Source organism: Streptomyces sp. NPDC001858 (assembly GCF_053594615.1).
This window is the reverse complement of the sequence record NZ_JBSFEV010000025.1, coordinates 1-21830: the sequence shown is the minus strand read 5'-3', so window position 1 is coordinate 21830 and position 21830 is coordinate 1. Positions and strand designations below refer to the sequence as shown.

Below are 21830 nucleotides of genomic sequence, written 5' to 3'. Positions count from 1 at the left end.
GGCCCCGTGAAACGCCCGCGGCCGGTACTCTGTACCCGCTCCGCCCCTGGTGGGCCGGGGCACAGGTGGGTTGCCCGAGCGGCCTAAGGGAACGGTCTTGAAAACCGTCGTGGCAGCGATGTCACCGTGGGTTCAAATCCCACACCCACCGCGTGGTGAGCAGTAGGGACGGCCTCTGACCAGGTGAATCGGTCGGGGCCGTTCTTTTGTGCACGCTGCCCATGCCGTCGGCCGGAGGAAGTCTCGCCGGCCGCTAATGGATTGTCTCTGCTGGATTGTTGACCGACGACGCGTGCGGCGTTGTTGGTCCGCCCACTGCATCCAGGACCGCCTGACCCTGTTGGTCGACGAGTCTGGTGAAAATCTGCTGCGCGTAGCCGAAAATGATGGCCCAACCGATGATCTGGGCCGATGAGTCCAGGGACGATAGACCCGGGACGAATGCTCCTCGCATCAGCAGGATGCCGAGCACGGCAGTCAGCGCGCCAGTGGGCAATTTCAGAAGTGCAAGGGCTACCGGAACGTTGTAGGGGGTTGAAGTCCCCCTGATCCGGCGGAGCGTTGCGGCTGCGGCGACCGCAGCCGCACCCATTCCGACGAGTTCAACGACCAAGTAGTCCCGCGACATGGCAACTTTGCCATAGAGGGTATCCAGGTTGATGGGCGGCAGACTGGCATGATGCGGCTCATCTCCAGTGGGGCAAACAATACCGACATCGTCCATGGGCCCAAAGCATAGAGGTACTACAGCAGGAAATGCGGCGGCGAGTGCGGCGACCGTAATAGCTGTAAGCGTCAGTACGACGAAGACTCCGTACACGATGACGACAAAGCTGCGTACGCGAAGCGTCTCGCGCAGAAGTGCTTGACGAGCGACTCCCACCGCGTCGATGATCAGCTCGCGTTGCGTGACGCTGAGTCTCTCCCCTCCCATCGCAACAGACTGCTCGATCTCTTCGACCTGGACCCTTCGCAGGTCGGTGATGCAAAGGTGTTCACGGACAATGGATACCAGTCCGGGCAGCAATGCCAGCATTACTTCCATCGGCGCCAATCGGAGCATAAGGGAATGAGCCGAATCCAGGTGCGCCTGCGCGACGGCCATGTTCGTTCCGGGAACGTCCCGATTGCGGTTTCCGTTATTGTTTCTGTGGTTGAGGGCCTTGTCCGCCTTGTCCAACTCCTTGATTGCCGTGCTTCTGATTCGCTCCTGAGCTTCCGAATCGCCTTCCGGGTCTCGACTGGTCGTCACAATTACCCGCATCTCGGCGACACGTGAGCGGAGTTCCTCTTCGAGTTGCCAGGAACTCCTCCCGTACCTAGTTGCAAATCTGCGGAATTTGAAGAGGTGGCGACTTGGCATGCACTTGACTGTAGTGACCCATGACGGGGCATGCAGCAATGCTGCCCGGGAATTACCCCTTTGGAGCAATTGATATGCCAACGGTGCGAGGGTCGGGCAGAGCTGTGGTTTTCGGGTGGTTCTGGGGATGACTGTTTCTTGACCGGTCCTGCGGTCGATCATGACCGTTTGTTAGGCGTGCCTTGAACGGCTGTGCTGTGTCTTTGACGGGGGCTCTCCGGGGCTCGCTCCGCGGCCCTGGAGGCCGTCTCGTCGCATCCTGATCGATCGTGAAGGACAAGCGTGTCTCGTTCATCTCGCGCCGCCGTGGCGGCCCGCGTCATAGGAACTCTCGCGGCCTCGGCCGCACTTGCCGTCGGCGCCGCCGACACCGCGCTCGCGTGCACCATCGGCGACTTCTCTGCCGCCGCCGTCTGTGACGCCGGCGGCAACGGTGTCATCCGGGTCACCGACAAGGACGCCTCCGGCACTCCGGCCACCGTCTCGCTGTACCTGCAGTTGGACCAGCCGATCAACAACCAGCGGCTCGTCGACACCAAGACCATCGCGCACCCGACCGCTCAGGGCGTCACCGTCGATCTCAATCCCCTCACGTGGCATGCCGGGGCGACGTTCCGGGTTCACGTGAAGGCGGGCGACCTCGTCGACGACGACATCCAGCCGTTGGTCGTCGTGCAGGACGCGAACTGCTCGTCCGCAAGTACTTCCGCCAGTACTTCCGGCAGTCCTTCCGCCAGTACTTCCGCCAGTACTTCCGGCAGTCCCTCCGACGGTCCCTCCGCCTCTGCTTCGGCTTTCGCCTCGGTGTCCGTATCGGCTTCTGCCAGTGGCTCGCCGTCCGGTCAGGCTTCGGCTCCGTCGGCGCAGGCATCCGCCCCCGGCAGCGTTCCGTCGGCCCTTGGCGGGAGTGGCCGCCTCGCCGAGACCGGGGCCGGCAGCGGTACCTCCGTCATCGCCGGTGTCGCCGGGGCGCTCGTCGTCGTCGGCGGTGGCATCGTCCTTGCGTTGCGTCGTCGGACGGGGCGGCGAATCGCGCGCTGACGTGCGCTCGTAGCTGCCTCAGTGCCCTCAGTGCCCTCAGTGCCCGTCCGGGCGGTGTGTGGTCATGCGGGCCGCCGAGGCGATCGTCGCCCTCGCCTCCCTGGCCGTCAGGCCCGTGCGTACGGCCGCCGAGACCAGGTCCTCGGTCAGTTCCGGGCCGATGCCGTCCTCGTAGGCCCGGCAAGCCGCCCAGAACAGGCGGGTGTTGCGTTGGCCCTCGTGGGCGGCCAGGACGAACTGGACCAGGCCTCGGCCGTGCGCACCGCCCGCCGTCGAGGCCTGGCCCTGGCCGGCCTGGGGCGGGCGCGGGGGCGGGAGCAGCAGGCGCAGGAGGGAGCGGGGGCAGGGGGCCGGGGTGAGGTGGGCCGTGCCGGGGGCGGTCGCGTAGACGCCGTGGGCGGTGCGGGAGCCGGGCCCGACCAGGTAGCCGCCGGCGCCCCGGATGTCGATCCCGGGGGCGAGACGGCCCGCCGAGTTGGGGACGACGACGTCCGGCGGGCCGGTGAGCCAGAGGTGCCGGCCGCCGGACGGGGTGCGGACGACGATCGTCGGCGGGATCGTGAAGAGGTGGCGCAGGGCCAGTTCGCGCAGGGCGGAGGCGGAATCCGTGTCCGACTTCGTGTCCAGGTCGACGCCGATGAGGTGGTGCGGGGGCAGGCCGCAGGCGATGCCGTAGCCGGTGGCCCAGGGCGCGGCGGCGAACAGGGCGCGGATGCGGGCCGGGTCGGTGGTCGCGTCGTACACACCGTGGCCGGGGCGGCCGCACTCGCCCCGGCAGGGCGGGCCCGAGGCGGGTTCCGGGGCGTCGCGGTGCGGGGAGCGCAGGGCCGGGAGCTTCGTTCGGGACAGGGGGATGACGGCCAGGCCGCGTTCGGCGGCCGACAGGGCGTGGGCGAGGGCCAGCGTGGTGGCCTGCCGGGGGTACCGGTCGGTGGTGGCCATGGATTCATTATCGTACGAGTGTTCGAGGAAAGAAAGAGGGTGCGGTGCGACGCGCCCGGGGGCGGTCGGTCGATCCGGGAAATGCCCGGCGAGTGCCGTAACGCTTCACCCCTTGTGGGGCCTGAGGGGCGGGTGTCCGACTTGCCAGGGGTTGTGTGGGCACGGGCAGGAAAAGTGGCGCTAGGGGTTTATCGACTTGTCATCACGCTTGAGTGCTAATCACGGCTTGAGGGGTGGTTCGCAGGGATTCGGTGGGCAACTCTGATCATGCGACGTCGTCACAGAGCGCCGGGACGGTCGGCCAACTGTCCTGGTGGAAGCCGTACTTCACGTACTTCACGTACTTCGGGTTCTCACGAACTTCCTTTCTGGAGGAACAACATGGCAAGCATCCGTACCGCCCGCGTCATCGCCGCCGTCGCCGCCCTTCCGCTGGCCGCCGCCCTCTTCAGCGGCGTCGCGGTGGCGGACAACGGCGGATTCGCGGACGACGGATCGAATGCCGGCGTCGCGAGCATCGTCGGCAGCGGTGTCGGGGACGACAACAACGGCAACTCCGCCACGACGCAACAGAACGCCGTCGGCTCGGGCGCCTCGAACCAGAGCAACACCGCGCAGGTCAACGGCTCGGCGTTCACCGCGATCAACCAGGGCAACAGCAACGTGGCGGTCTCCTTCGCCCCGCTGTGGTGGTGATCTGAGGGGGCCGGCGCTCGGGGCCGGCTCCCTCCGGGAGTGCCGTACTGGGTGTGCTTCGTGGGGTGGCAACGCGTCTGCGCGGCGGTGGCTTCGGCTCCGCCGCGCAGGCGTTTTCGCGTTCTGCGGCGACCTGGACAGCCGACCTTGACAGCCGACCTTGACAGGCAGTCGTATCTGACGGACAGTCAGAAACTGTCCCCCGTCCTCACCACCTGTCCCCTGTCCCCCCGTCTCCCGTACCGGTCCTGGAAGGAGTGCTGTCGTGGACGACGACGATCTCCACCCGCTGCTCAAGGCCTACGAGGGGCTGCCCGCCGCGGTCGCCGGCACCGGCCGGGACCCCGTCAACGCACCGATGATCCGGCACTGGTGCGAGGCGATGGGCGACCTCAACCCCGCCTACACCGGCCCCGACGCGATCGCCCCGCCCACCATGCTCCAGGCGTGGATCATGGGCGGCCTGAGCGGTCACGAAGGGCGCGCGCAGGCCTACGAGGAACTGCTCCGCCTGCTCGACGAGGCGGGCTGCACCTCGGTCGTCGCCACCGACTGCGAGCAGGAGTACGTCCGCCCGCTGCGGCTCGGGGACGAGGTCGCCTTCGACACGGTCATCGAGTCGGTCTCGCCGCGCAAGACGACCAAGCTGGGCACCGGGTACTTCGTCACGACCCGGACGGACGTACGCGTCGGCGACGGCCTCGTCGGCACGCACCGCTTCCGCATCCTCAAGTACGCCCCTGCCGCGTCCGCCCCCGCCGCCTCCGCGCCCACCCGTCAGCGCGATCGCGACCGTTCGCGGCCGTCCGAGGAGCCTCCCGCCCTCCGTCCCCGGCCCGTCGTCAATCGCGACAACGCCGGTTTCTGGGAGGGCGTGCGCGACCACCGGCTGCTGCTCCAGCGTTGCGCCGCCTGCGCCGTCCTCCGCTTTCCGTGGCTGCCCGGCTGCCAGTCCTGCGGGTCCCCGGAGTGGGACACCGTCGAGGCGTGCGGCGAGGGGACCGTGTTCTCGTACGTCGTCATGCACCATCCGCCGTTCCCGGCGTTCGATCCGCCGTACGCGATCGGGCTGGTGGAGCTGGCCGAGGGGGTGCGGATGGTCAGCAACGTGGTCGGGACGCCGTACGACAAGGTGCGGATCGGGATGCCGGTGCGGCTCGAATTCCGCGAGTACGACGACGAGTTGACGCTGCCCGTGTTCCGAGCGGTGTCCCAGGGGGTGAGCGGGTGAACGCCGGTGATGTGCTGCCGCCGCTGGAGATCGAGGTCACCCGCACGCTCATCGTCGCCGGGGCTCTCGCCTCGCGCGACTTCCAGGACGTCCACCACGATCCCGAGGCGGCCCGGCAGAAGGGCTCGCCCGACATCTTCATGAACATCCTCACCACCAACGGGCTGGTCGGCCGCTACATCACCGACTGCTTCGGCCCGCAGGTGGAGTTCCGCAAGGTCGCCATCCGGCTGGGGGCGCCCAACTACCCCGGGGACAGCCTGGTGTTGAGGGGGACGGTGGAGGAAGTCCTGGACCGGGACACGTTCGTGGTGCGCATCACCGGCGACAACGGCATCGGCCGGCATGTCAGCGGCACGGTGACGTTCACCGTGCCGGGGTGGGGCGCGAAGGGCGAACGGCGCGGCATCGGCACGGTGACCGTCACGGTCCAGGACGGAGGCCCGGCGTGAGCGTACGCACGCGTGACGACCTCGGCGGGCGCGCCGCGATCGTCGGCATCGGCGCCACCGAGTTCTCCAAGGACTCGGGGCGCAGCGAACTGCGGCTGGCGGCGGAAGCGGTGCGGGCGGCCCTCGCCGACGCGGGGCTGACGCCCGCCGACGTGGACGGCCTGGTGACGTTCACGATGGACACCAGCCCCGAGATCACCGTGGCCCAGGCCTGCGGAATGGGCGAGTTGTCCTTCTTCTCTCGGGTCCACTACGGAGGCGGGGCGGCCTGCGCGACCGTCCAGCAGGCGGCGCTCGCGATCGCGACCGGCGTGGCCGAGGTCGTCGTCTGCTATCGCGCCTTCAACGAGAGGTCGGGGCGTCGGTTCGGCTCGGGCGTGCGGCATCGCGAGCCCTCGGCGGAGGGGACGGCGCTCGGCTGGACGCTGCCGTTCGGGCTGCTCACCCCCGCCTCCTGGGTGGCGATGGCGGCGCAGCGGTACCTGCACGCGTACGGGCTGACCGCGCAGGACGCGTTCGGGCCGGTCGCCGTCACCGCCCGGCGGCACGCGGCGGGCAACCCGGCCGCCTACTTCCACGGCCGGCCGATCACCCTCGCCGACCACGCGGCCTCCCGCTGGATCGTCGAGCCGCTGCGGCTGCTCGACTGCTGCCAGGAGACGGACGGCGGCCAGGCCCTGGTCGTCACCTCGGTGGAGCGGGCCCGCGATCTGCCGCAGCCGCTCGCCGTGATCGCGGCGGCCGCCCAGGGCGCCGGCCGGGCCCAGGAGCAGATGACCAGCTTCTACCGCGACGACCTGACGGGCCTGCCGGAGATGTCCGTGGTCGCCCGCCAGCTGTGGCGCGGCTCCGGGCTGGCGCCGGCCGACATCGACGTGGGGATCCTCTACGACCACTTCACGCCGTTCGTGCTGATGCAGTTGGAGGAGTTCGGCTTCTGCGCCCCCGGCGAGGCGGCGGCCTTCGTGGCGGAGGACCGGCTGCCGCTCAACACACACGGCGGCCAGCTCGGGGAGGCCTATCTGCACGGTATGAACGGCATCGCCGAAGCCGTACGGCAGCTGCGCGGCACGTCCGTGAACCAGCTGCCGGGGGCCGCCCGCACCCTGGTGACGGCGGGCACCGGGGTGCCGACCTCGGGCCTGATCCTGACCGCCGACGCATAGGGCGGGCGGGGGCGCGGGCGTGGACGGGGCCTCGGCTGCGGGCGGCGGTGTGGGCGGGGGTGCGGCCTCGGTCGTCGGGACAAGCCCCGGGAGGTGCCCTCCTAGTCCCCCGGGGGGTGCCCTCCTAGTCCTCTGGGAAGTGCCCTTCTAGTCCCCTAGGGGCTCCCTAGGAGTCGTCCCGCAGTAGTCGGCGTTTTGTCGTACACCCTCAGGAGGTGGGGCAGAGGCCACCCCTACACCCAGGGGCGGAGTCGTCTTCGAGACCTGCGGGCGATCCGGCCGAGGGGTGTCCGAAACTAGCGTGGAGTCATGACCACACTTGTGTGCACCAGCGCTTCGCACGGCAGGACGCGGCCTTCGCCGTACCCGTCCTTCGCGTCGTACGTCAGAGCCCGTCAGCCGGTGCTGCTGCGCACAGCCCGGTCGTTGACGGCGAACCCGAGCGACGCGGAGGACCTGCTCCAGACCGCGCTGACGAAGACGTACGTGGCCTGGGAGGGGATAGCGGACCATCGGGCGCTGGACGGCTATGTCCGCCGGGCGCTGGTGAACACCCGCACGTCGCAGTGGCGCAAGCGCAAGATCGACGAGTACATCTGCGACGAGCTGCCGGAGCCGGATCCGCTGCCGGACTGGAACGACCCGGCCGAGCAGCAGGCGCTGCACGACGCGATGTGGCGGGCGATCACGAAGCTGCCCGCGCGGCAGCGCGCGATGGTAGTCCTCAGGTACTACGAGGATCTCAGCGAGACCCAGACGGCCGAAGTGCTCGGCGTCTCGGTCGGCACGGTGAAGTCGGCGGTCTCCAGGGCCCTGGGCAAGCTCCGCGAGGACCCTGAACTGGTACTCGTCCGATAAGCGGACGGCGTACCGACGTGGTGTTTTGACCCGTGCTTTAACGTGACCTGATCGATCGGGCGTCTCCTAGTGACATACCGCGCGGTATGTGCGCAGAATCAGCACAACAGTTACCACCGCGTAGGCAATGTCGCCGCCCTGGGAGGACGCCGTGCTGAGCACCATGCAGGACGTACCACTGCTGATCTCGAGGATCCTCACCCACGGGGCGAAGCTCCACGGCACCTCACAGGTGACCACCTGGACGGGCGAGGGCGAGCCGCAGCGCCGCTCCTTCGCCGAGATCGGCGACCGCGCCGCCCAACTGGCGCACGCCCTGCGCGACGACCTCGGGGTGGCCGGCGACGACCGCGTGGCCACACTCATGTGGAACAACGCGGAGCACGTCGAGGCCTACTTCGCGATCCCCGCGATGGGCGCCGTGCTGCACACCCTCAACCTGCGGCTGCCTCCCGAGCAGTTGGCGTGGATCGTCAACCACGCCGCCGACAAGGCCGTCATAGTCAATGGCTCCCTGCTGCCGCTGCTCGCCCCGCTGCTCCCGCACCTCAAGACGGTCGAGCACGTGGTCGTCTCCGGCCCCGGCGACCGTTCCCTCCTCGCGGACGTCCGCCCGCAGGTCCACGAGTACGAGGACCTGATCGCCGGCAAGCCCACCGCCTACGACTGGCCCGAGCTGGACGAACGCACGGCCGCCGCCATGTGCTACACCTCCGGCACCACCGGCGACCCCAAGGGCGTGGTCTACAGCCACCGGTCGATCTACCTGCACTCCATGCAGGTCAACATGGCCCAGTCGATGGGCCTGACCGACATGGACACCTCACTCATCGTGGTCCCGCAGTTCCACGTCAACGCCTGGGGGCTGCCGCACGCCACCTTCATGACCGGCGTCAACATGCTGATGCCGGACCGCTTCCTGCAGCCCGTGCCCCTCGCCGAGATGATCGAGGCCGAGAAGCCGACCCACGCGGCCGCCGTCCCCACCATCTGGCAGGGCCTGCTCGCCGAGCTCACCGCCAAGCCCCGGGACGTCTCCACCCTCACCCAGGTCACCATCGGCGGCTCGGCCTGTCCGCCGGCCCTGATGGCGGCCTTCGACGACCTCGGCATGCGGGTCTGCCACGCCTGGGGCATGACGGAGACCTCCCCGCTCGGCACGATCGCCCGCCCGCCGGCCCACGCGGTCGGCACCGACGCGGAGTTCGGCTACCGCCTCACCCAGGGCCGCTTCCCGGCCGGCGTCGAGGCCCGCCTGAGCGGCCCCGGCGGCGAACGCCTCCCCTGGGACGGCGAGTCCGCGGGCGAGCTGGAGGTGCGCGGCGCGTGGATCGCGGGCGCCTACTACAACGGGCCGGACGCCGAACCCCTGCGCCCCGCCGACAAGTTCAGCGAGGACGGCTGGCTCAAGACGGGCGACGTCGGCACCATCTCCCCCGAAGGCTTCCTCACCCTCACCGACCGCGCCAAGGACGTCATCAAGTCCGGCGGCGAGTGGATCTCGTCGGTGGACCTGGAGAACGCGCTGATGGCCCACCCGGCCGTCGCCGAGGCCGCCGTGGTCGCCGTCCCGGACGAGAAGTGGGGCGAGCGTCCGCTGGCCACGGTCGTCCTCAAGGAGGGCACGACCGCCGACTTCGAGTCCCTGCGCGCCTTCCTCGCCGCCGAGGGCGGCATCGCCAAGTGGCAGCTCCCGGAGCGCTGGACGATCATCGAGGCCGTCCCGAAGACGAGCGTCGGCAAGTTCGACAAGAAGGTGCTGCGCAGGCGGTACGCCGAGGGCGAGCTGGACGTCACCCAGCTCTGACCGGCCACCGGTCCGGACTTCCCCCGGTTCGTACGCGTACGCCGGGCAGGTGTCTCGCGGCACCTGCCCGGCGTACGTCTGGCTGGCTGCTGGGCTGGCTGGCTGCCGGGCTGCTGGGCTGCCTAGCTGTCTGTCTGGCTGTCCCTCAGTTGGTGCCGATGCGAGCCAGCAGATCCACGATCCGGCCCTGCACCTCGGCACTGGTGGACCGCTCCGCGAGGAACAGGACCGTCTCCCCCGACGCCAGCCGCGGCAGGTCCGCCGGGTCGACGGCGGCCGTGTAGACGACCAGCGGGGTGCGGTTGAGCTGTCCGTTCGCCCGTAGCCAGTCCAGGATCCCGGACTGCCGACGGTGCACCTGCATCAGGTCCATCACCACCAGGTTCGGCCGCAGCTGCCCGGCGAGCGTGACGGCGTCCGCGTCGCTCGCCGCCCGCGCCACCTGCATCCCGCGCCGCTCCAGCGTCGAGGTCAGCGCGAGGGCGATCTCGGCGTGCTCCTCGATGAGCAGCACCCGCGGCGGATGCTGCTCGCTGTCGCGCGGCGCGAGCGCCTTCAACAGGACGGCGGGGTCGGCGCCGTACGCGGCCTCGCGCGTCGCCTGCCCGAGCCCGGCCGTGACCAGCACCGGCACCTCGGCGGCCACGGCGGCCGTACGCAGAGACTGCAGCGCGGTGCGGGTGATCGGCCCGGTCAGCGGGTCCACGAACAGCGCGGCCGGGAAGGCGGCGATCTGTGCGTCGACCTCCTCGCGCGAGTTCACGATCACCGGACGGTAGCCACGGTCGCTGAGCGCCGCCTGCGTGCTGACGTCCGGCGCCGGCCAGACCAGGAGCCGACGCGGATTGTCCAGCGGCTCCGGCGGCAGCTCGTCGTCCAGCGGCTGCGGGCGCGGCGGATCCGCCACCTCGACGGCCCCGCCCGGCCCGTCCAGCGGCTCGGGTCCCTCGGCGGCGTTCTCGTCCGGGGCCCCTATGGCGTACGACCGCCCGGCCCCCTCGGTGTTCGTGCCACCCGGCATGAGCCGCACCTGCCCGGCGAGGGAGGGCTGCGGCACGGCGGGCGCGACCGGCGGCTGAGCCGCCGGCGCCACCCCAGCGGCGGCCTGCGGCGCCTGCGCGGACGCCGCGGGCTGCGGGGCCCGCGGCACCTGCGGGACGACGGGCTGCTCGGCCGGCGGGTGCGGACGCGCCGTCTGCTCCGGGCGGGTCGCCGGATCGGGCGGGGTCCCCAGCTTGCGGCGCCGCCCGGAACCACCGGGTCCGTGCGGGGCGGGGGTGGCCGTGCCCTGCGCCTGGGCCTGCTGCGCCGGCGTCGGCTGGGCGTGTTGTGTGTGCTGGAGCTGCTGCACCTGCGCGGCCTGGCGGGTGAAGGGGACGCCCTGCCCCAGCGTCCGCACGCTGATCGCCCGCCCCTGCGTCGAGTGGGGGTCCATGGGCGCGGCGGCGGCCTCGGCGGGCAACGGCTGGGCCGCCCGCGGCGGCCCGACGACGGCCTCCGGCGGCAGCGGGGTGCCGCCACCGGGCGTCGACGCCGCCGGTACGGCGGCCTGCGGCGCCTGCGCGGCGGCGGGGGAGTTCGGGGCGGGACTCGGCACCGCCTCAGCCGGAAGCGGCTGCCCGACACCGTCCTGCGGCTGGGTCTGTGCTTGTGCTTGCGCCTGCAATTGGGGCTGGGGCTGGGGCTGAAGTTGCGGCTGGGGCTGGGGCTGGGGTTGTGCCTGTGCCGGGACGGCGGCCTGGGCCACTGCGGGAACGCCCGGCCCGGGCGCGCCGACGACCTCCGCGGCCTCCGCCGGGTGCGCGGCGGCCCGTCGACGGCGGCCCGTGGGCGCGCTGGTGGGGTGCGGCTGCGGCGGGGTGTGCTCGTCGGCCTGGTCGAGCGGGACGGCGTCGTGACGTCCGTGGTCGATCGCGGAGTCCTCGGCGGAGCCCGCGCCGGGCGCTTGGGCCTGGGCTTGGGCCTGCGCCGGAATCGGAGCTTGAGCCTGAGCCGGCACCGGAGCGGCGGTCGGCACGGGAACGGGAACGGGAGCCTGAGGGGGAACGGGAGCGGGGATGGGACCCGGGATCGGAGCCGGGACCGGGATGGGACCCGCGCCCGGCAGTGGTCCTGCGCCCGGGATGGGTCCCGCGGCCGGTACCGGTCCCGCCGCGCGGGCCTGGTCGGCCGCGCTCGTGCCGCCGGAGCCCTCCGGCACGCGGTCCGCCTCGGCGGGCGGCAGGGCGAACACCGCACGCGGCCCCGCCTCCTGCGCGGCGGCGCGCTCGTTCGCGGCGGCAAGCGCACGCCGACGGCGCCCGCTCGGCTGCCCGCTCTCCGCCTCCCCGTCCCCGTCCCCGTCTCCGTCGCCGTTCGCGACCGCGATCTCGGACGGTGCGCTCGCGAGCGCCGGGAGCGGCGCGGGCGGCAGGGCATTCTGCAGCTGCTGAGGGCCGTCCGGCTCGAGTTGCGCGCGGCGTCCGCCCGGCACCGGCACGCCCTGGGGCGGAACGGTGCCGCCGAGCCCCGTACCCGAGGCGGCGGTCCCCGCGGCGTGCTCCGCGGCGGTGACGACGGCGCCCTCGCTCACCCCAGCGTCGGCCCCGACGACGGCGACCTCGGCGGACCGCCCACGCCGCCGCCCGGAGCCCTCCGAGCCTCCCGAGCCTCCCGCGCTCTCCGGCTCGGCCACCGGCAGCTGCGACGCCTCGGCCGGCGTCTCCTCCACGGCCGCGGCCCCGGCACGCCTGCGCCGACGCCCGGTCGGCACCGCGGCTTCCACTTCGGCGCCGGGGACGTCGCCGGGGACGTCGCTCTCCAGGAAGGCGTCCACGGAGGACCGTCGGGCCCGCCGACGCCCGCCGACAGCCTCGTCCTCCGAGACCGGGCCCGGACCGGCCGCGAGGGCGGGCAGGGCGGTCGCGGCCGGAGCCGGCACGGCCCCCGCGCCACCGCCCAACGGCACCTCCAGCACATACGCGCTGCCGCTCATGCCCGGCACCTCGTGCGTCTGCAGCACACCCCCGTGCGCCCGGACGATCCCCCGCACGATCGGCTCGTGCACGGGGTCGCCGCCGGCGTACGGCCCGCGCACCTCGATGCGCACGACCTCCCCGCGCTGCGCGGCCGCGACGACGACCGTGTTGTCCATGTAACCGCCCGCCGAGACGGGCGCGTTGCCGGTGGCGTCGACGCCCGCGACGTCGGCCACGAGATGCGCGAGCGCGGTCGCGAGGAGCCGCGGGTCGACCTCCGCCTCGATGGGCGGCGCGTGCACGGCGAACTGGACCCGCCCGGGCCCGATGAGCTCCACCGCGCCGTCGACACCGGCCGCGACGACGGCGTCGAGCATCACCTTCGTCCGGACGACGGTCTCCGCGCCGGTGTCGAGCCGCTGATAGCCGAGGACGTTGTCGATGAGCGTGGTGATCCGGGAGTAGCCGGCCGACAGGTGATGGAGCACCTGGTTGGCCTCGGGCCAGAGCTGACCGGCGTCGTCGGCGGCGAGCGCGGCCAGTTCGCGGCGCAGCTCGTCCAGCGGGCCGCGCAGGGAGCCCCCGAGCAGCGTGAGCAGCTGCTCGTGCCGCCCGGCGAGCGCCTCGTACCGGTCCTTCTCCCGCTCGCCCAGCGCGGCGTAGCGCTCCTCGCCGGCCGCGAGCTCCTCCTCGTGCTGCTCCTGGAGCTCCTCGAGCGCGGTGACGTGCTGCTGGCGCAGCGCGGTGAGGTCGGAGGCGTGCTCCTCGGAGAGCTTCTCCAGCTCCTGCGTGTGCCGCTGCTCGACGGCGTCCTTCTCCTCGGCGAGGGCGTCGTAGGAGCGCCGGTCGGTGAAGGTCATGACGGCGCCGACGAGTTGGTCGCCGTCGCGCACCGGGGCGGTCGTCAGGTCGACCGAGACCTTGTCCCCGCTCTTCGACCACAGCACCTGCCCGCGCACCCGGTGCTTGCGCCCGGAGCGCAGCGTGTCGGCGAGCGGCGACTCGTCGTAGGGGAACGGCGAGCCGTCGGCGCGCGAGTGCACCACGAGGGTGTGCAGCTCCTTGCCGCCGAGATCGCTCGCCCGATAACCCAGGATCTGCGCGGCGGCCGGATTGACGAGCACGATCCGCCCGTCGGTGTCGGTGCCGACGACGCCCTCGGCGGCGGCCCGCAGGATCATCTCGGTCTGCCGCTGCGAACGCGCCAGCTCGGCCTCGGTGTCGACGGTGCCGGAGAGATCGCGGACGACGAGCATCAGCAGCTCGTCGGAGGCGGAGGTGTAGCCGTAGCCGTCGTAGGCCTGCTGGCCGTTCTCCAGGTTCGCGCTGGTGACCTCGACGGGGAACTCGGACCCGTCGGTCCGCCGGGCGACCATCCGCGTCGGCTTGGTCTGCCCGCGCGGGTCCATGTGATCGGGGCGCCGCATGGACCCGGGGATGAGCTTGGAGTCGAACTGCGGCAGCAGATCGAGCAGCCCCCGCCCGACCAGCGCCGTCCCCGGCGTCTCGAAGGCCTCGAGCGCGATGGTGTTCGCGTTGACGACGGTCCCGTTGGCGTTGACCAGTACCAACGCGTCGGGAAGCGCGTCGAGTATGGCTGCGAGGCGAGCAGCGCCTCGGGATGGCCTGCTGCTCACGAGTCGCTTCCTCCCTGTTACCGCACTTTGCCGACCGTTCGGGCCATCTTGCCAACCGGCCCGCAACGTGTCACGCGGGGGAGTCTACGGGCTGGGGTCCCGCCGACGGAGCCGGATGGGAGGGAGCTCGCTCGACGAAGTGACACAGAACGTCCGTCCGCGCCCGCCCCCACACACGCTGGCCTGCACCGACACCCGCCCCCACGCCCGCCCGACTCCGCGGGACCTCCGCCCGACCTTTACGGAACCGGTGCTTCCGCTATGCGCAGCGGATGAGGCGCGGACGGAAGGCCGGCTGACGGGCATGGGATGGATGCGGGCGTGGATGCGGGCGTGGATGTGCGGGTGGCTGCGAGGCCGGCTGCGGGGCAGGCTGCCTGGGTGGATCAGCGGGCGGCGGCCGGGCGCAGATCGGGCAGCAGCGGCACGAGCCGGTCCCACCGCTCGATCTCACAGCCGTTGCTGCGGTCGTACGTGGCGTCGACCGGACGTCCGGCCCAGCGTCCGGTGACATGGGCGGTGGCCGGCCCGCCGTACCGCATCGTGCAGATCCCGCCGCCCGGCACGGGCGCGAAGGCGTCCCTGCCCCACCGGGTGTTCCGGTCAACGGCGCGACAGGCGCTTCCCACGTCCGGGTGACTGCCGCGGCCCGGGTGGCAGTACACCTCGAACGTCCCGTCCGCCCGCCCGCCGGTGTGCCGCACGGTGACGGTGAGGTGATCGTCGGCGACCCGGTCCTCGTCCCGCACGGGCGGCGGGGCGAAGGGGACGCCGCCCGTCCGGACGTCGGCCGTCCCGGCGTACGCGACGGGGACGGGGCCCGCGGCGGACGGGACGACCACGGCGGCGCAGACGGCGGAGGCGGCGGAGACGGTGACGGCGAGCCGTCGAAGCGGGGTGACCTGGAACATGACCGGACTAACGCCGCGCCGCCGCCGACGTTGCGCCCGAAGAACACCTTTGCGCCCGAAGAACGCCTTTGCCCTGCGGCCCGACTCCCTAGTACCGTGGACGCCGATTGGTGACACGACGCTTGGCTGTGTCATCATCTGCACGCACCACTCGCACACACGCGAGTGGCTGTGCGGGAGGCGTCGCCTAGTCCGGTCTATGGCGCCGCACTGCTAATGCGGTTTGGGCCTTCAAGCCCATCGAGGGTTCAAATCCCTCCGCCTCCGCGCGATCACCGAAGCCCCGGTCCGACGGACCGGGGCTTCGTCGTTTCCCGCACCCCTCCGGGAGCCCCTCAGGAGCCGTTTCCGCAGGTCACAATGGGTACGGCAAACGGATTTCACATGACGGCGGCAGTCATGTAATGTTCTTCCTGTCGCCGCGAGCGGGCCAGAAGGACCGGGAGTGAAGACAGAAAAACCGAATAAATCAAGCACTCGTAGCTTAACGGATAGAGCATCTGACTACGGATCAGAAGGTTGCAGGTTCGAATCCTGCCGAGTGCACACAGGTCAAAGGCCCCGGAGAGATCCGGGGCCTTTGGCGTTTTGGCGGCGTACGGCAGCGAAGTGCAGCAGCCATGACCGGAGTGCTCGACCGGCTCGCGGTTCGGGTGGCCGGGCATGCTGCACGGCGACCGGGGGCAAGGCATTCGTGCGGTGCGGGAGGGGCGCTCATGAAGGTCAAAACCGGCAGAGCGGGACTTATTGCCTTAGTCCTGGCTGCAGTGGTGGGATGCGGGGCCAGAGCATCCGAGGGATCAGAAGATGTGACGGAGACGGAGCAGACATCAGCTTCTGCCTCTGCGGTGCAGTCACCGACCCAAGGCCGCCTCTCTTCTGAGGCGCTGCAGAGCCGGTGGTGGACGTGGGCAATGTCGGAGTCTGAAGACACAAACCCGGTCGCTGACGAGGATGGAAGCGACTGCGGGCGCAACCAGCCGCAGGATGTTTGGTTCCTGGCAGGCACCTTCGGCACTCAGGCCAAGCGCACTTGCGGCGTTCCTGACGGGGTACCTCTCGCGTTCCCCCTCGTGAACCTGATCGGTGGCCTGGCGGACTGCACAGATTTCATGAGCGCGGCCAAGGGGTCCGCGGTCCTGGACGGTGAGCAGGTCAGCTCGGAAACCATCCGAGGAGAGACGATCACTGTGCGGGGTGTCACCGACAATCCCGTCACCGGTACGGGCGGGCGCTTCAGCGCTACTGGATGCGGGCTCTGGGTCCAGTTGCCTCCACTGCAACCCGGCAAGCACACGCTGACGATTCGGGGCCAGTCCGAGGGGTTGGAGATCGGTGTGGATTACTCCCTGACGGTTGATGCCGCGTAGGAGAACGACGCACAGGAGACCCCGAGTTCGGGGTTTCCTGGTGAGCAGGTCATTGTTACGGGGTGCTCAGCCGGCGCCGCCCATGGCTTCAGACAGCCTGCCCGGTGCCGCGCGCTCCTCCTCCTCGCTCGCCTCGGCGTAGACCTCCAACGTCATCGCGATCTGCGAGAGCCAGAGGATGCGCTGAGCCACCTTCGGGTGGACCTCAGGGCGACGACCAGCGAACTGCATGTGTGACGGGTGTTGCGGAGTGGGGAGTGGGATCACCCGGAGGCCGGCGCGGCGGACCCGCTAGGCGAACATGCGGCTCAGATTCCCCGGCTCGATGGGCGTCCCGTACAGGAGCGTTCCGCAGCACGGGCTACCGACCACGCGTGAACGCAGGTGAACGGGCTTGTACTCGGCCCGGGACGGCACCACCACAGTGGGAAAGCGTGTTGGGCATCAGGCTGTGCCGCCAGCTCCGTCAAGGAGGGGGATGAGGGGGGTGGGGATCTACGGCCTGGAACATAGTCCCGAGGTGGCTCCCGGGGACCTTTATGCCCACCCCCCTTGACCGCGGACCTCGAAGGTTCTCTGACCGGTCTCACTCCACCAGACAAACTAGCAAGCGGCACTGACAACGGCCCGGGACCAGGAGGAGCGACGGTGCCTCGCTGCGGTACAGCAACGAAGTACAGCAACCCCAGCAACCGTCAGCGATCGACATCGGCCCGCACGATCCGCCCCACAGCCCGTATGACCTTGAATGAACGATCTCTCCAGATACGGGTCAGAAGATTGCTGGTTGAATCCTGCTGAGTGCACACAGGTCAAAGGCTCCGCCGGTTCGTCCGGCGGGGCCTTTGACGTCAACGGGTGACATCAACGCCTAGAGCGTTCCTTTTGGACCTTCGTCCGAGGGCCGAGTCGAGCGATACGCTGCGCGCCGTGGACATGCCCAACTGGTTCGTCTGGATCCCTCTCGGTCTCGCCCTCTTGCAGATGCTTGCCCTCGTACGCATCATCCGCCGACTGCGCGGACCCGACTCCGTGGTGCGATTCAAGGCGCGCCTCGACCTGGTGGACGCCGTCGGTAACTTGCTGCTCATCGGCGGACTCCTACTGAGTTTCGTGGTGGCGGAATCCTGGTTCTGGCTCGCCGCCGTCGGTTTCGCGCTCATGTCCGCCGTCTATGCCGTGAAGGGCGTCTACCTGCTCCGCGCCCGCCGCCGCCCCACGGCCTGATCCCTGATCCGGACGACAGGCCCTAGATCGGCCGCAGTGTCGGACGTCATCAAGGCGTCCGACTACAAGATCTCGTCCCTCGGGTCGTCACCCAGTGCGTGGTCCATCTGATCGACGGCGGTCCTGAGCGTCGTGCTCATGACCTGCGCGTAGGTCGAGCGTTTTATTGTTGTTGGGGTTCGGGGTCAGATCAGTGCTTTGCCCACCTCATGGATGGTGGGCCGGTCCCCCCGGCGCGTGGCTGAGCATCGCGTCGACCAGTTCGCCCAGCTCACCGGGTACTTTCACGGGCCGACGCCGGCCGTTGGCGACTGCCTGTCGCTGCACGGGGCGTGGAGTGGCGTCCGGGTACTCGACCGACTGCCGGCCGGTGGCGGAGATGAGCAGCGAGGCTCCGAGGGCGTAGACGTCGGCTTCCTGCGTCGGCTCCGCTTCCCCGGTGTCGAGCACGCTGCGCGCGATCTCCGGTGCCTCCCCCCCCTGGGCGAGGGCGAGGTCGATGCGGTGGGTTCGTTCCGGCCCGATGATGAAGTGGGCGGGTTGCACGTCGCCGTGTGCCCAGCTCCGCACGTGGAGATCGGCCAGGGCTTGGACACATTTCAGCGCCACGCTGGAGCGCGGGCTGATGGACGAACCCTTGCTATGGCATTGCTCCCACAGCTTGTTGAGGTCTGGTCCGTCGTGCCATGGCTGGAAGTTCCACGTGCCGTGCTCCCGTTCGCCGTACGCAACGGTGTCGAGCCCGAGGCGGTGCAGGACGGCGCCCTCGCGTGCGGGGGCGAGCGCGGTCCACGGCTGGGCGGGCCCGCACCCTTGGGCGGGTGCGGGCCCGGCTCGTTGAGGCGGTGCGCAGTCAGGGCCTTGAGGTTACCGCGGGATCGGACATAGAAGCGATGGGATGGAGTTATCGAGACAAAGTTCTTTGCGCCAAGACTTCGGAGCCGCTCACCTCATTCAAGGCTGGCGCGCTCCCGGCGTTGATTTTGATGACCCACTGTAGAATCTCGTTGACGCCACGAGAATCTACTAGTCGCACCTGAAGCTCAGACACCTTGGGCAGTGGAGTTACTTTGCAGCTCCACTTTCCTTCTGCAGCGGCGATCGAACAAGGTTCATACGACGGCCATAGAGTGCCGTTGTCGATATTCTTCACGAAAGCCCACAAAGATCGCCCTTGCAGTGTCCCGTCAAAGCTGCCGGAGACTTCCAGTATTTCATCCTGCGAGATCTTGCCGCCAGAGGGTTCTGCAACCTCTGCCGTAACTCTCGCTGCTTTAGAAACTCCCCCAGGGCTAAATATGCTCACGATCATTGGATTTGCGGCTAGTAGCGTAAACAGAGCAGACAATAGCCCTGCAATTGCGATGGCCAGCGGAGTGTGATCCTGGACCCACACCGAAACGCGTCCCCTGTTCGGGTCGACTTGCCCTGAAGGTTCGACCTCTATGTCCGGAGATGCGGTTACTTCGTTCTCGGTCATTCATCCTCCCCCTCTGGGAGATACCGACAGAGGGGAATGTGTAAACTTCTTGGTCAAATAATGAAACTCTTCACCCTGAAATGATAATCCTGGATCGCCATTGGCGGTTTCTGACTGCTTGCGTCAATGGAGTAGGTGGGGTGAAGTTGATGCCGTTACTCAGCGACTTGATGAGACGCGATGCGCCTTCATGGCTGGCCGGCCGGCCGGTCGTCGGCTGAGGTGCAGGGCCGGATCCGGTCAGGACGTTGCTTCTGCCCCACAGTCGCGCCAGATTGTGCGGACGCTGGAGCATGGCTGAGGAGGCCTCCACCTATGCGGCGGCCCTCGCGGACTCGATGGGGCTGGTCTGCTTCGACCCTCAGCAGAACCGGCTCAGGCCCTGAAACCGGGGGCGCGCCTCTGTGTTGGTTTCCGTCTCGTTCGGCACCGTTCACGGTCGTTCAGCCGAAACTCGAAGCCGTCAGATTGCGGCGGGTGGCGGTAGCGTCTGGTGCCTTGGGGTCTTTCGGGGGGACTTGACCGTTGCCCGGTCGGCCGCGCCCTCTGCCGCGAAGAGTCAAGTCAGTTCAGGAGCCGACTATGGATGACGACGTTCAGCTGATCAGCGACGGCGATGGACTGGCCGTCATCGGGAGTCCGGCGGCTGTCGAACGTTTCCTGGTCTCCGAGGGGCTGCCGTCGAAGGACCTCGGGCTGCCGCGGCTCGGATCCGCCCTCAGTGCTGTGGCTGGAGTTGCGCAGACCGGTTCCGAGATTGCGGCCAACTCGGGGCGCTGGGTGAAGTTGACCGAGCAGTCCGCGCAGGCTCTCAAGAAGTACAGGCTGATGAAGGGCTCGAATGCGGGGGCCAGTCGTGCCGTGTTGACGGAGAACGGCAAGATCAAGGGTCTCCTCGAATTGGCGAGGACGCCCGGAGCGCTGCTGAGCAACCCCGCGCTGCTGGCCGGCGCCGCGGGGCTCATGGCGCAGCTCGCCATGCAGCAGACCATGGACGAGATCACCGACTATCTCGCCGCGATCGACGAGAAGGTCGACGACGTGCTCCGCGCCCAGAAGGACGCGGTGTCCGCGGACATGATCGGAGCCGGCTTCGTCATCGAAGAGGCCATGATCGTCCGAGAGCAGGTGGGACGGGTCTCCGAGGTCACGTGGTCGAAGGTGCAGGCCACGTCGATGACGATCGCGCGCACCCAGGCCTACGCGTTGCGTCAACTCGACGCGCTCGCCGAGAAGATGGAGCAGAAGACCAAGATCGGCGATCTCGCCAAGGCGTCCAAGGACGCGGAGTTCGCGGTTCGGGAGTGGCTCGCCGTTCTCGCGCGCTGCTTCCAACTGCACGACGCGATCGCCGTGCTCGAACTCGACCGTGTGCTGGATGCGTCTCCGGACGAGCTGGACCGGCATCGGCTCGCGGTCCGGGCGGCCCGGCAGAACCGGATGGAACTCATCGCCCGGAGCACCGAGCGTCTGATGGCCCGCGTGGACGCGGCTGTCGGCACGGCCAACACCAAGGTGCTGCTGCATCCGACCGCGTCCCCGGCCGTGGTGCATTCGGGCAACCATGTCGCGATCGCCGTCGTCGACTTCCACGGGCGGCTCGGGATCGAGCACGGCCGGCAGTCGTTGGACGCGAGACGATGGGTGGACGCGGCCGCGGAGAAGCGAGACAAGGTGCTCGAGACGGGAGCGGGAGGCGTCATCGCCGCCCGGCGCCTCGGCAACGAGACCCTCGGCCGGGCCAGATCGGTGACGGGCAAGCTCTCCAGCGGGATTACCGAACGGGTGCTCCGCCGGCGCGGGGACGACGAAGAGCGCGACGAACAACGCGTCGAAGCACGCGAAGAGGAACGCGAGGAGGACGGCTGAGACTTCGGCGGCACGCGCTCGGCGGCGGTGGCTCTGGTTGTGCACGGCCGGTCCGCAGGTCCGCTGCGTTACGCTCCGCGCCATGAAGCTGAAGGCAGTGGCCACACTGGTTCTCGTCGGCGCGGGCGGGATGGCCGTCGTCGCGGCAACGGGTGTGTGGGCGCTGTCCGGTGGGCTCTACGGCTGTACGAGGGCGGACGAAGCGCTCGCCCCCAGCCTGGCGTCCCTGCCCATCCTCGACGCGTACCCGAGCGGGACGCGGCTCCAGGGCGAGCCGTACTCCGGGTGCGACGAGGACGACGGGTTCGCCTACGCCGGGCAGTACTACCGGCCCACGACATCCCGGGCCGGCGTGCTGGCCTTCTATCGCCAGGCCGCCACGGAGGACGGCTGGCGACTCACGAGTGCCAACCCTTCGCCGTCCCCGGCACCGGGCAGTCTCGCGGTCGACACCTCGGCGCTCTGTTTCGAGAAGTCCGTCGAGGGCACTACCGCCCATCTCGCCGTGTGGTTCCCCAGCGATCTCGACGACAGCGAGGGCGAGAGCAACATCGACAGCAACAGCGACGGCAACAGCGCCGATGAGTACGGCTTGGACGTCACGGCCAGCCACGACGGGGCCGCCTGGTGCTGATGCGGCCTCGGCGCACCCCATGGCATCCCACGGCACCCCGTGGCATCCCACGGCACCCCGTGGTGATCACTGTCGGCGTGGTTCGAGCCCTCTAGGACTTTGCTCGGACGCCGTCGGCGATGCGCTTGCCGATCGTTTCGTCGATCTTCGACCAGTACGCGAAGGCGCGTTCGAGGACGGGCTCGCTCA

16 protein-coding genes, 3 tRNA genes and 2 pseudogenes are annotated in these 21830 nt (G+C 69.7%); 14 read left to right on the top strand and 7 right to left on the bottom strand.

Annotated features, from left to right (window positions below):
- Positions 1-64 precede the first annotated feature (64 nt).
- Positions 65-151: transfer RNA gene (locus ACWCPF_RS29350), tRNA-Ser, on the top strand.
- A 102-nt stretch (positions 152-253) separates the two neighbouring features.
- On the opposite strand, the gene ACWCPF_RS29345 is transcribed toward ACWCPF_RS29350, so the two are convergent.
- Entirely contained in the window at positions 254-1363 is a 1110-nt protein-coding gene (locus ACWCPF_RS29345; RefSeq protein WP_451048108.1) for a hypothetical protein, read from the bottom strand.
- Positions 1364-1645: 282 nt separating this feature from the next.
- Between ACWCPF_RS29345 and ACWCPF_RS29340 the strand changes: the two genes are divergently transcribed.
- Complete coding sequence (locus tag ACWCPF_RS29340; protein ID WP_451048107.1) at positions 1646-2404, top strand: LAETG motif-containing sortase-dependent surface protein; 759 nt, start codon at positions 1646-1648, stop codon at positions 2402-2404.
- 36 nt (positions 2405-2440) lie between these two features.
- On the opposite strand, the gene ACWCPF_RS29335 is transcribed toward ACWCPF_RS29340, so the two are convergent.
- On the bottom strand, positions 2441-3346 hold the full coding sequence (locus ACWCPF_RS29335) for a bifunctional DNA primase/polymerase (protein ID WP_451048106.1): 906 nt from the start codon (positions 3344-3346) through the stop codon (positions 2441-2443).
- Between the two features lie 381 nt (positions 3347-3727).
- On the opposite strand from ACWCPF_RS29335, the gene ACWCPF_RS29330 reads away from it, so the two are divergent.
- From ACWCPF_RS29330 to ACWCPF_RS29305, 6 genes are all read left to right on the top strand, one after another.
- The gene (locus tag ACWCPF_RS29330; protein WP_451048105.1) at positions 3728-4042 is read left to right on the top strand and encodes a hypothetical protein; all 315 of its coding nucleotides are present in this window, start codon (positions 3728-3730) and stop codon (positions 4040-4042) included.
- 265 nt (positions 4043-4307) lie between these two features.
- Positions 4308-5273, top strand: coding sequence for a bifunctional MaoC family dehydratase N-terminal/OB-fold nucleic acid binding domain-containing protein (locus tag ACWCPF_RS29325; RefSeq protein ID WP_451048104.1), 966 nt, complete (start codon positions 4308-4310; stop codon positions 5271-5273).
- Entirely contained in the window at positions 5270-5725 is a 456-nt protein-coding gene (locus ACWCPF_RS29320; protein WP_451048103.1) for a MaoC/PaaZ C-terminal domain-containing protein, read from the top strand. The genes ACWCPF_RS29325 and ACWCPF_RS29320 overlap by 4 nt, the downstream gene beginning before the upstream one ends.
- Complete coding sequence (locus ACWCPF_RS29315) at positions 5722-6891, top strand: lipid-transfer protein (RefSeq protein ID WP_451048102.1); 1170 nt, start codon at positions 5722-5724, stop codon at positions 6889-6891. The genes ACWCPF_RS29320 and ACWCPF_RS29315 overlap by 4 nt, the downstream gene beginning before the upstream one ends.
- 309 nt (positions 6892-7200) lie before the next feature.
- Positions 7201-7749, top strand: a complete 549-nt coding sequence (locus ACWCPF_RS29310; RefSeq protein WP_451048101.1) for a SigE family RNA polymerase sigma factor — start codon at positions 7201-7203, stop codon at positions 7747-7749.
- Positions 7750-7876: 127 nt separating this feature from the next.
- Entirely contained in the window at positions 7877-9556 is a 1680-nt protein-coding gene (locus tag ACWCPF_RS29305) for a long-chain fatty acid--CoA ligase (RefSeq protein ID WP_451048100.1), read from the top strand.
- Positions 9557-9701: 145 nt separating this feature from the next.
- Here the strand turns inward: ACWCPF_RS29305 and ACWCPF_RS29300 are convergent, their stop codons facing one another.
- Together ACWCPF_RS29300 and ACWCPF_RS29295 are read right to left on the bottom strand one after the other, a co-directional pair.
- Positions 9702-14150: a PAS domain-containing protein gene (locus ACWCPF_RS29300; protein WP_451048099.1), complete on the bottom strand. Its 4449-nt coding sequence runs from the start codon at positions 14148-14150 to the stop codon at positions 9702-9704.
- Positions 14151-14536: 386 nt separating this feature from the next.
- Positions 14537-15061 carry an SSI family serine proteinase inhibitor gene (locus ACWCPF_RS29295; protein WP_451048098.1) on the bottom strand — a complete coding sequence of 175 codons (525 nt, stop codon included), beginning with the start codon at positions 15059-15061 and terminating at the stop codon, positions 14537-14539.
- Between the two features lie 176 nt (positions 15062-15237).
- On the opposite strand from ACWCPF_RS29295, the gene ACWCPF_RS29290 reads away from it, so the two are divergent.
- The 3 genes from ACWCPF_RS29290 to ACWCPF_RS29280 all read left to right on the top strand — a co-directional run bounded on the left by ACWCPF_RS29290 (position 15238) and on the right by ACWCPF_RS29280 (position 16431).
- Positions 15238-15328: transfer RNA gene (locus ACWCPF_RS29290), tRNA-Ser, on the top strand.
- 206 nt (positions 15329-15534) lie between these two features.
- Positions 15535-15607 (top strand) — tRNA-Arg (locus ACWCPF_RS29285).
- A 263-nt stretch (positions 15608-15870) separates the two neighbouring features.
- Positions 15871-16431: a signal protein gene (locus ACWCPF_RS29280; protein ID WP_451048097.1), complete on the top strand. Its 561-nt coding sequence runs from the start codon at positions 15871-15873 to the stop codon at positions 16429-16431.
- 66 nt (positions 16432-16497) lie between these two features.
- Here the strand turns inward: ACWCPF_RS29280 and ACWCPF_RS29275 are convergent.
- A pseudogene (locus ACWCPF_RS29275) lies at positions 16498-16779 on the bottom strand (site-specific integrase); the annotation flags it as partial.
- Positions 16780-17367: 588 nt separating this feature from the next.
- Between ACWCPF_RS29275 and ACWCPF_RS29270 the strand changes: the two are divergent.
- Positions 17368-17658 (top strand): hypothetical protein, encoded by a 291-nt coding sequence (locus tag ACWCPF_RS29270; protein ID WP_451048200.1) that lies wholly within the window; start codon positions 17368-17370, stop codon positions 17656-17658.
- A gap of 185 nt (positions 17659-17843) precedes the next feature.
- Here ACWCPF_RS29270 and ACWCPF_RS29265 read toward each other — a convergent pair.
- Positions 17844-18468 (bottom strand): annotated as a pseudogene (locus tag ACWCPF_RS29265) (protein kinase); the annotation flags it as partial.
- Positions 18469-18562: 94 nt separating this feature from the next.
- Positions 18563-19138 (bottom strand): hypothetical protein, encoded by a 576-nt coding sequence (locus ACWCPF_RS29260; protein WP_451048096.1) that lies wholly within the window; start codon positions 19136-19138, stop codon positions 18563-18565.
- Between the two features lie 582 nt (positions 19139-19720).
- Here ACWCPF_RS29260 and ACWCPF_RS29255 point away from each other — a divergent pair.
- Both ACWCPF_RS29255 and ACWCPF_RS29250 read left to right on the top strand, forming a co-directional pair.
- A complete protein-coding gene (locus tag ACWCPF_RS29255; RefSeq protein ID WP_451048095.1) occupies positions 19721-21007 on the top strand; it encodes a hypothetical protein in 1287 nt (428 codons plus the stop codon).
- An 82-nt stretch (positions 21008-21089) separates the two neighbouring features.
- Positions 21090-21641, top strand: a complete 552-nt coding sequence (locus ACWCPF_RS29250) for a hypothetical protein (protein ID WP_451048094.1) — start codon at positions 21090-21092, stop codon at positions 21639-21641.
- Positions 21642-21830 lie beyond the last annotated feature (189 nt).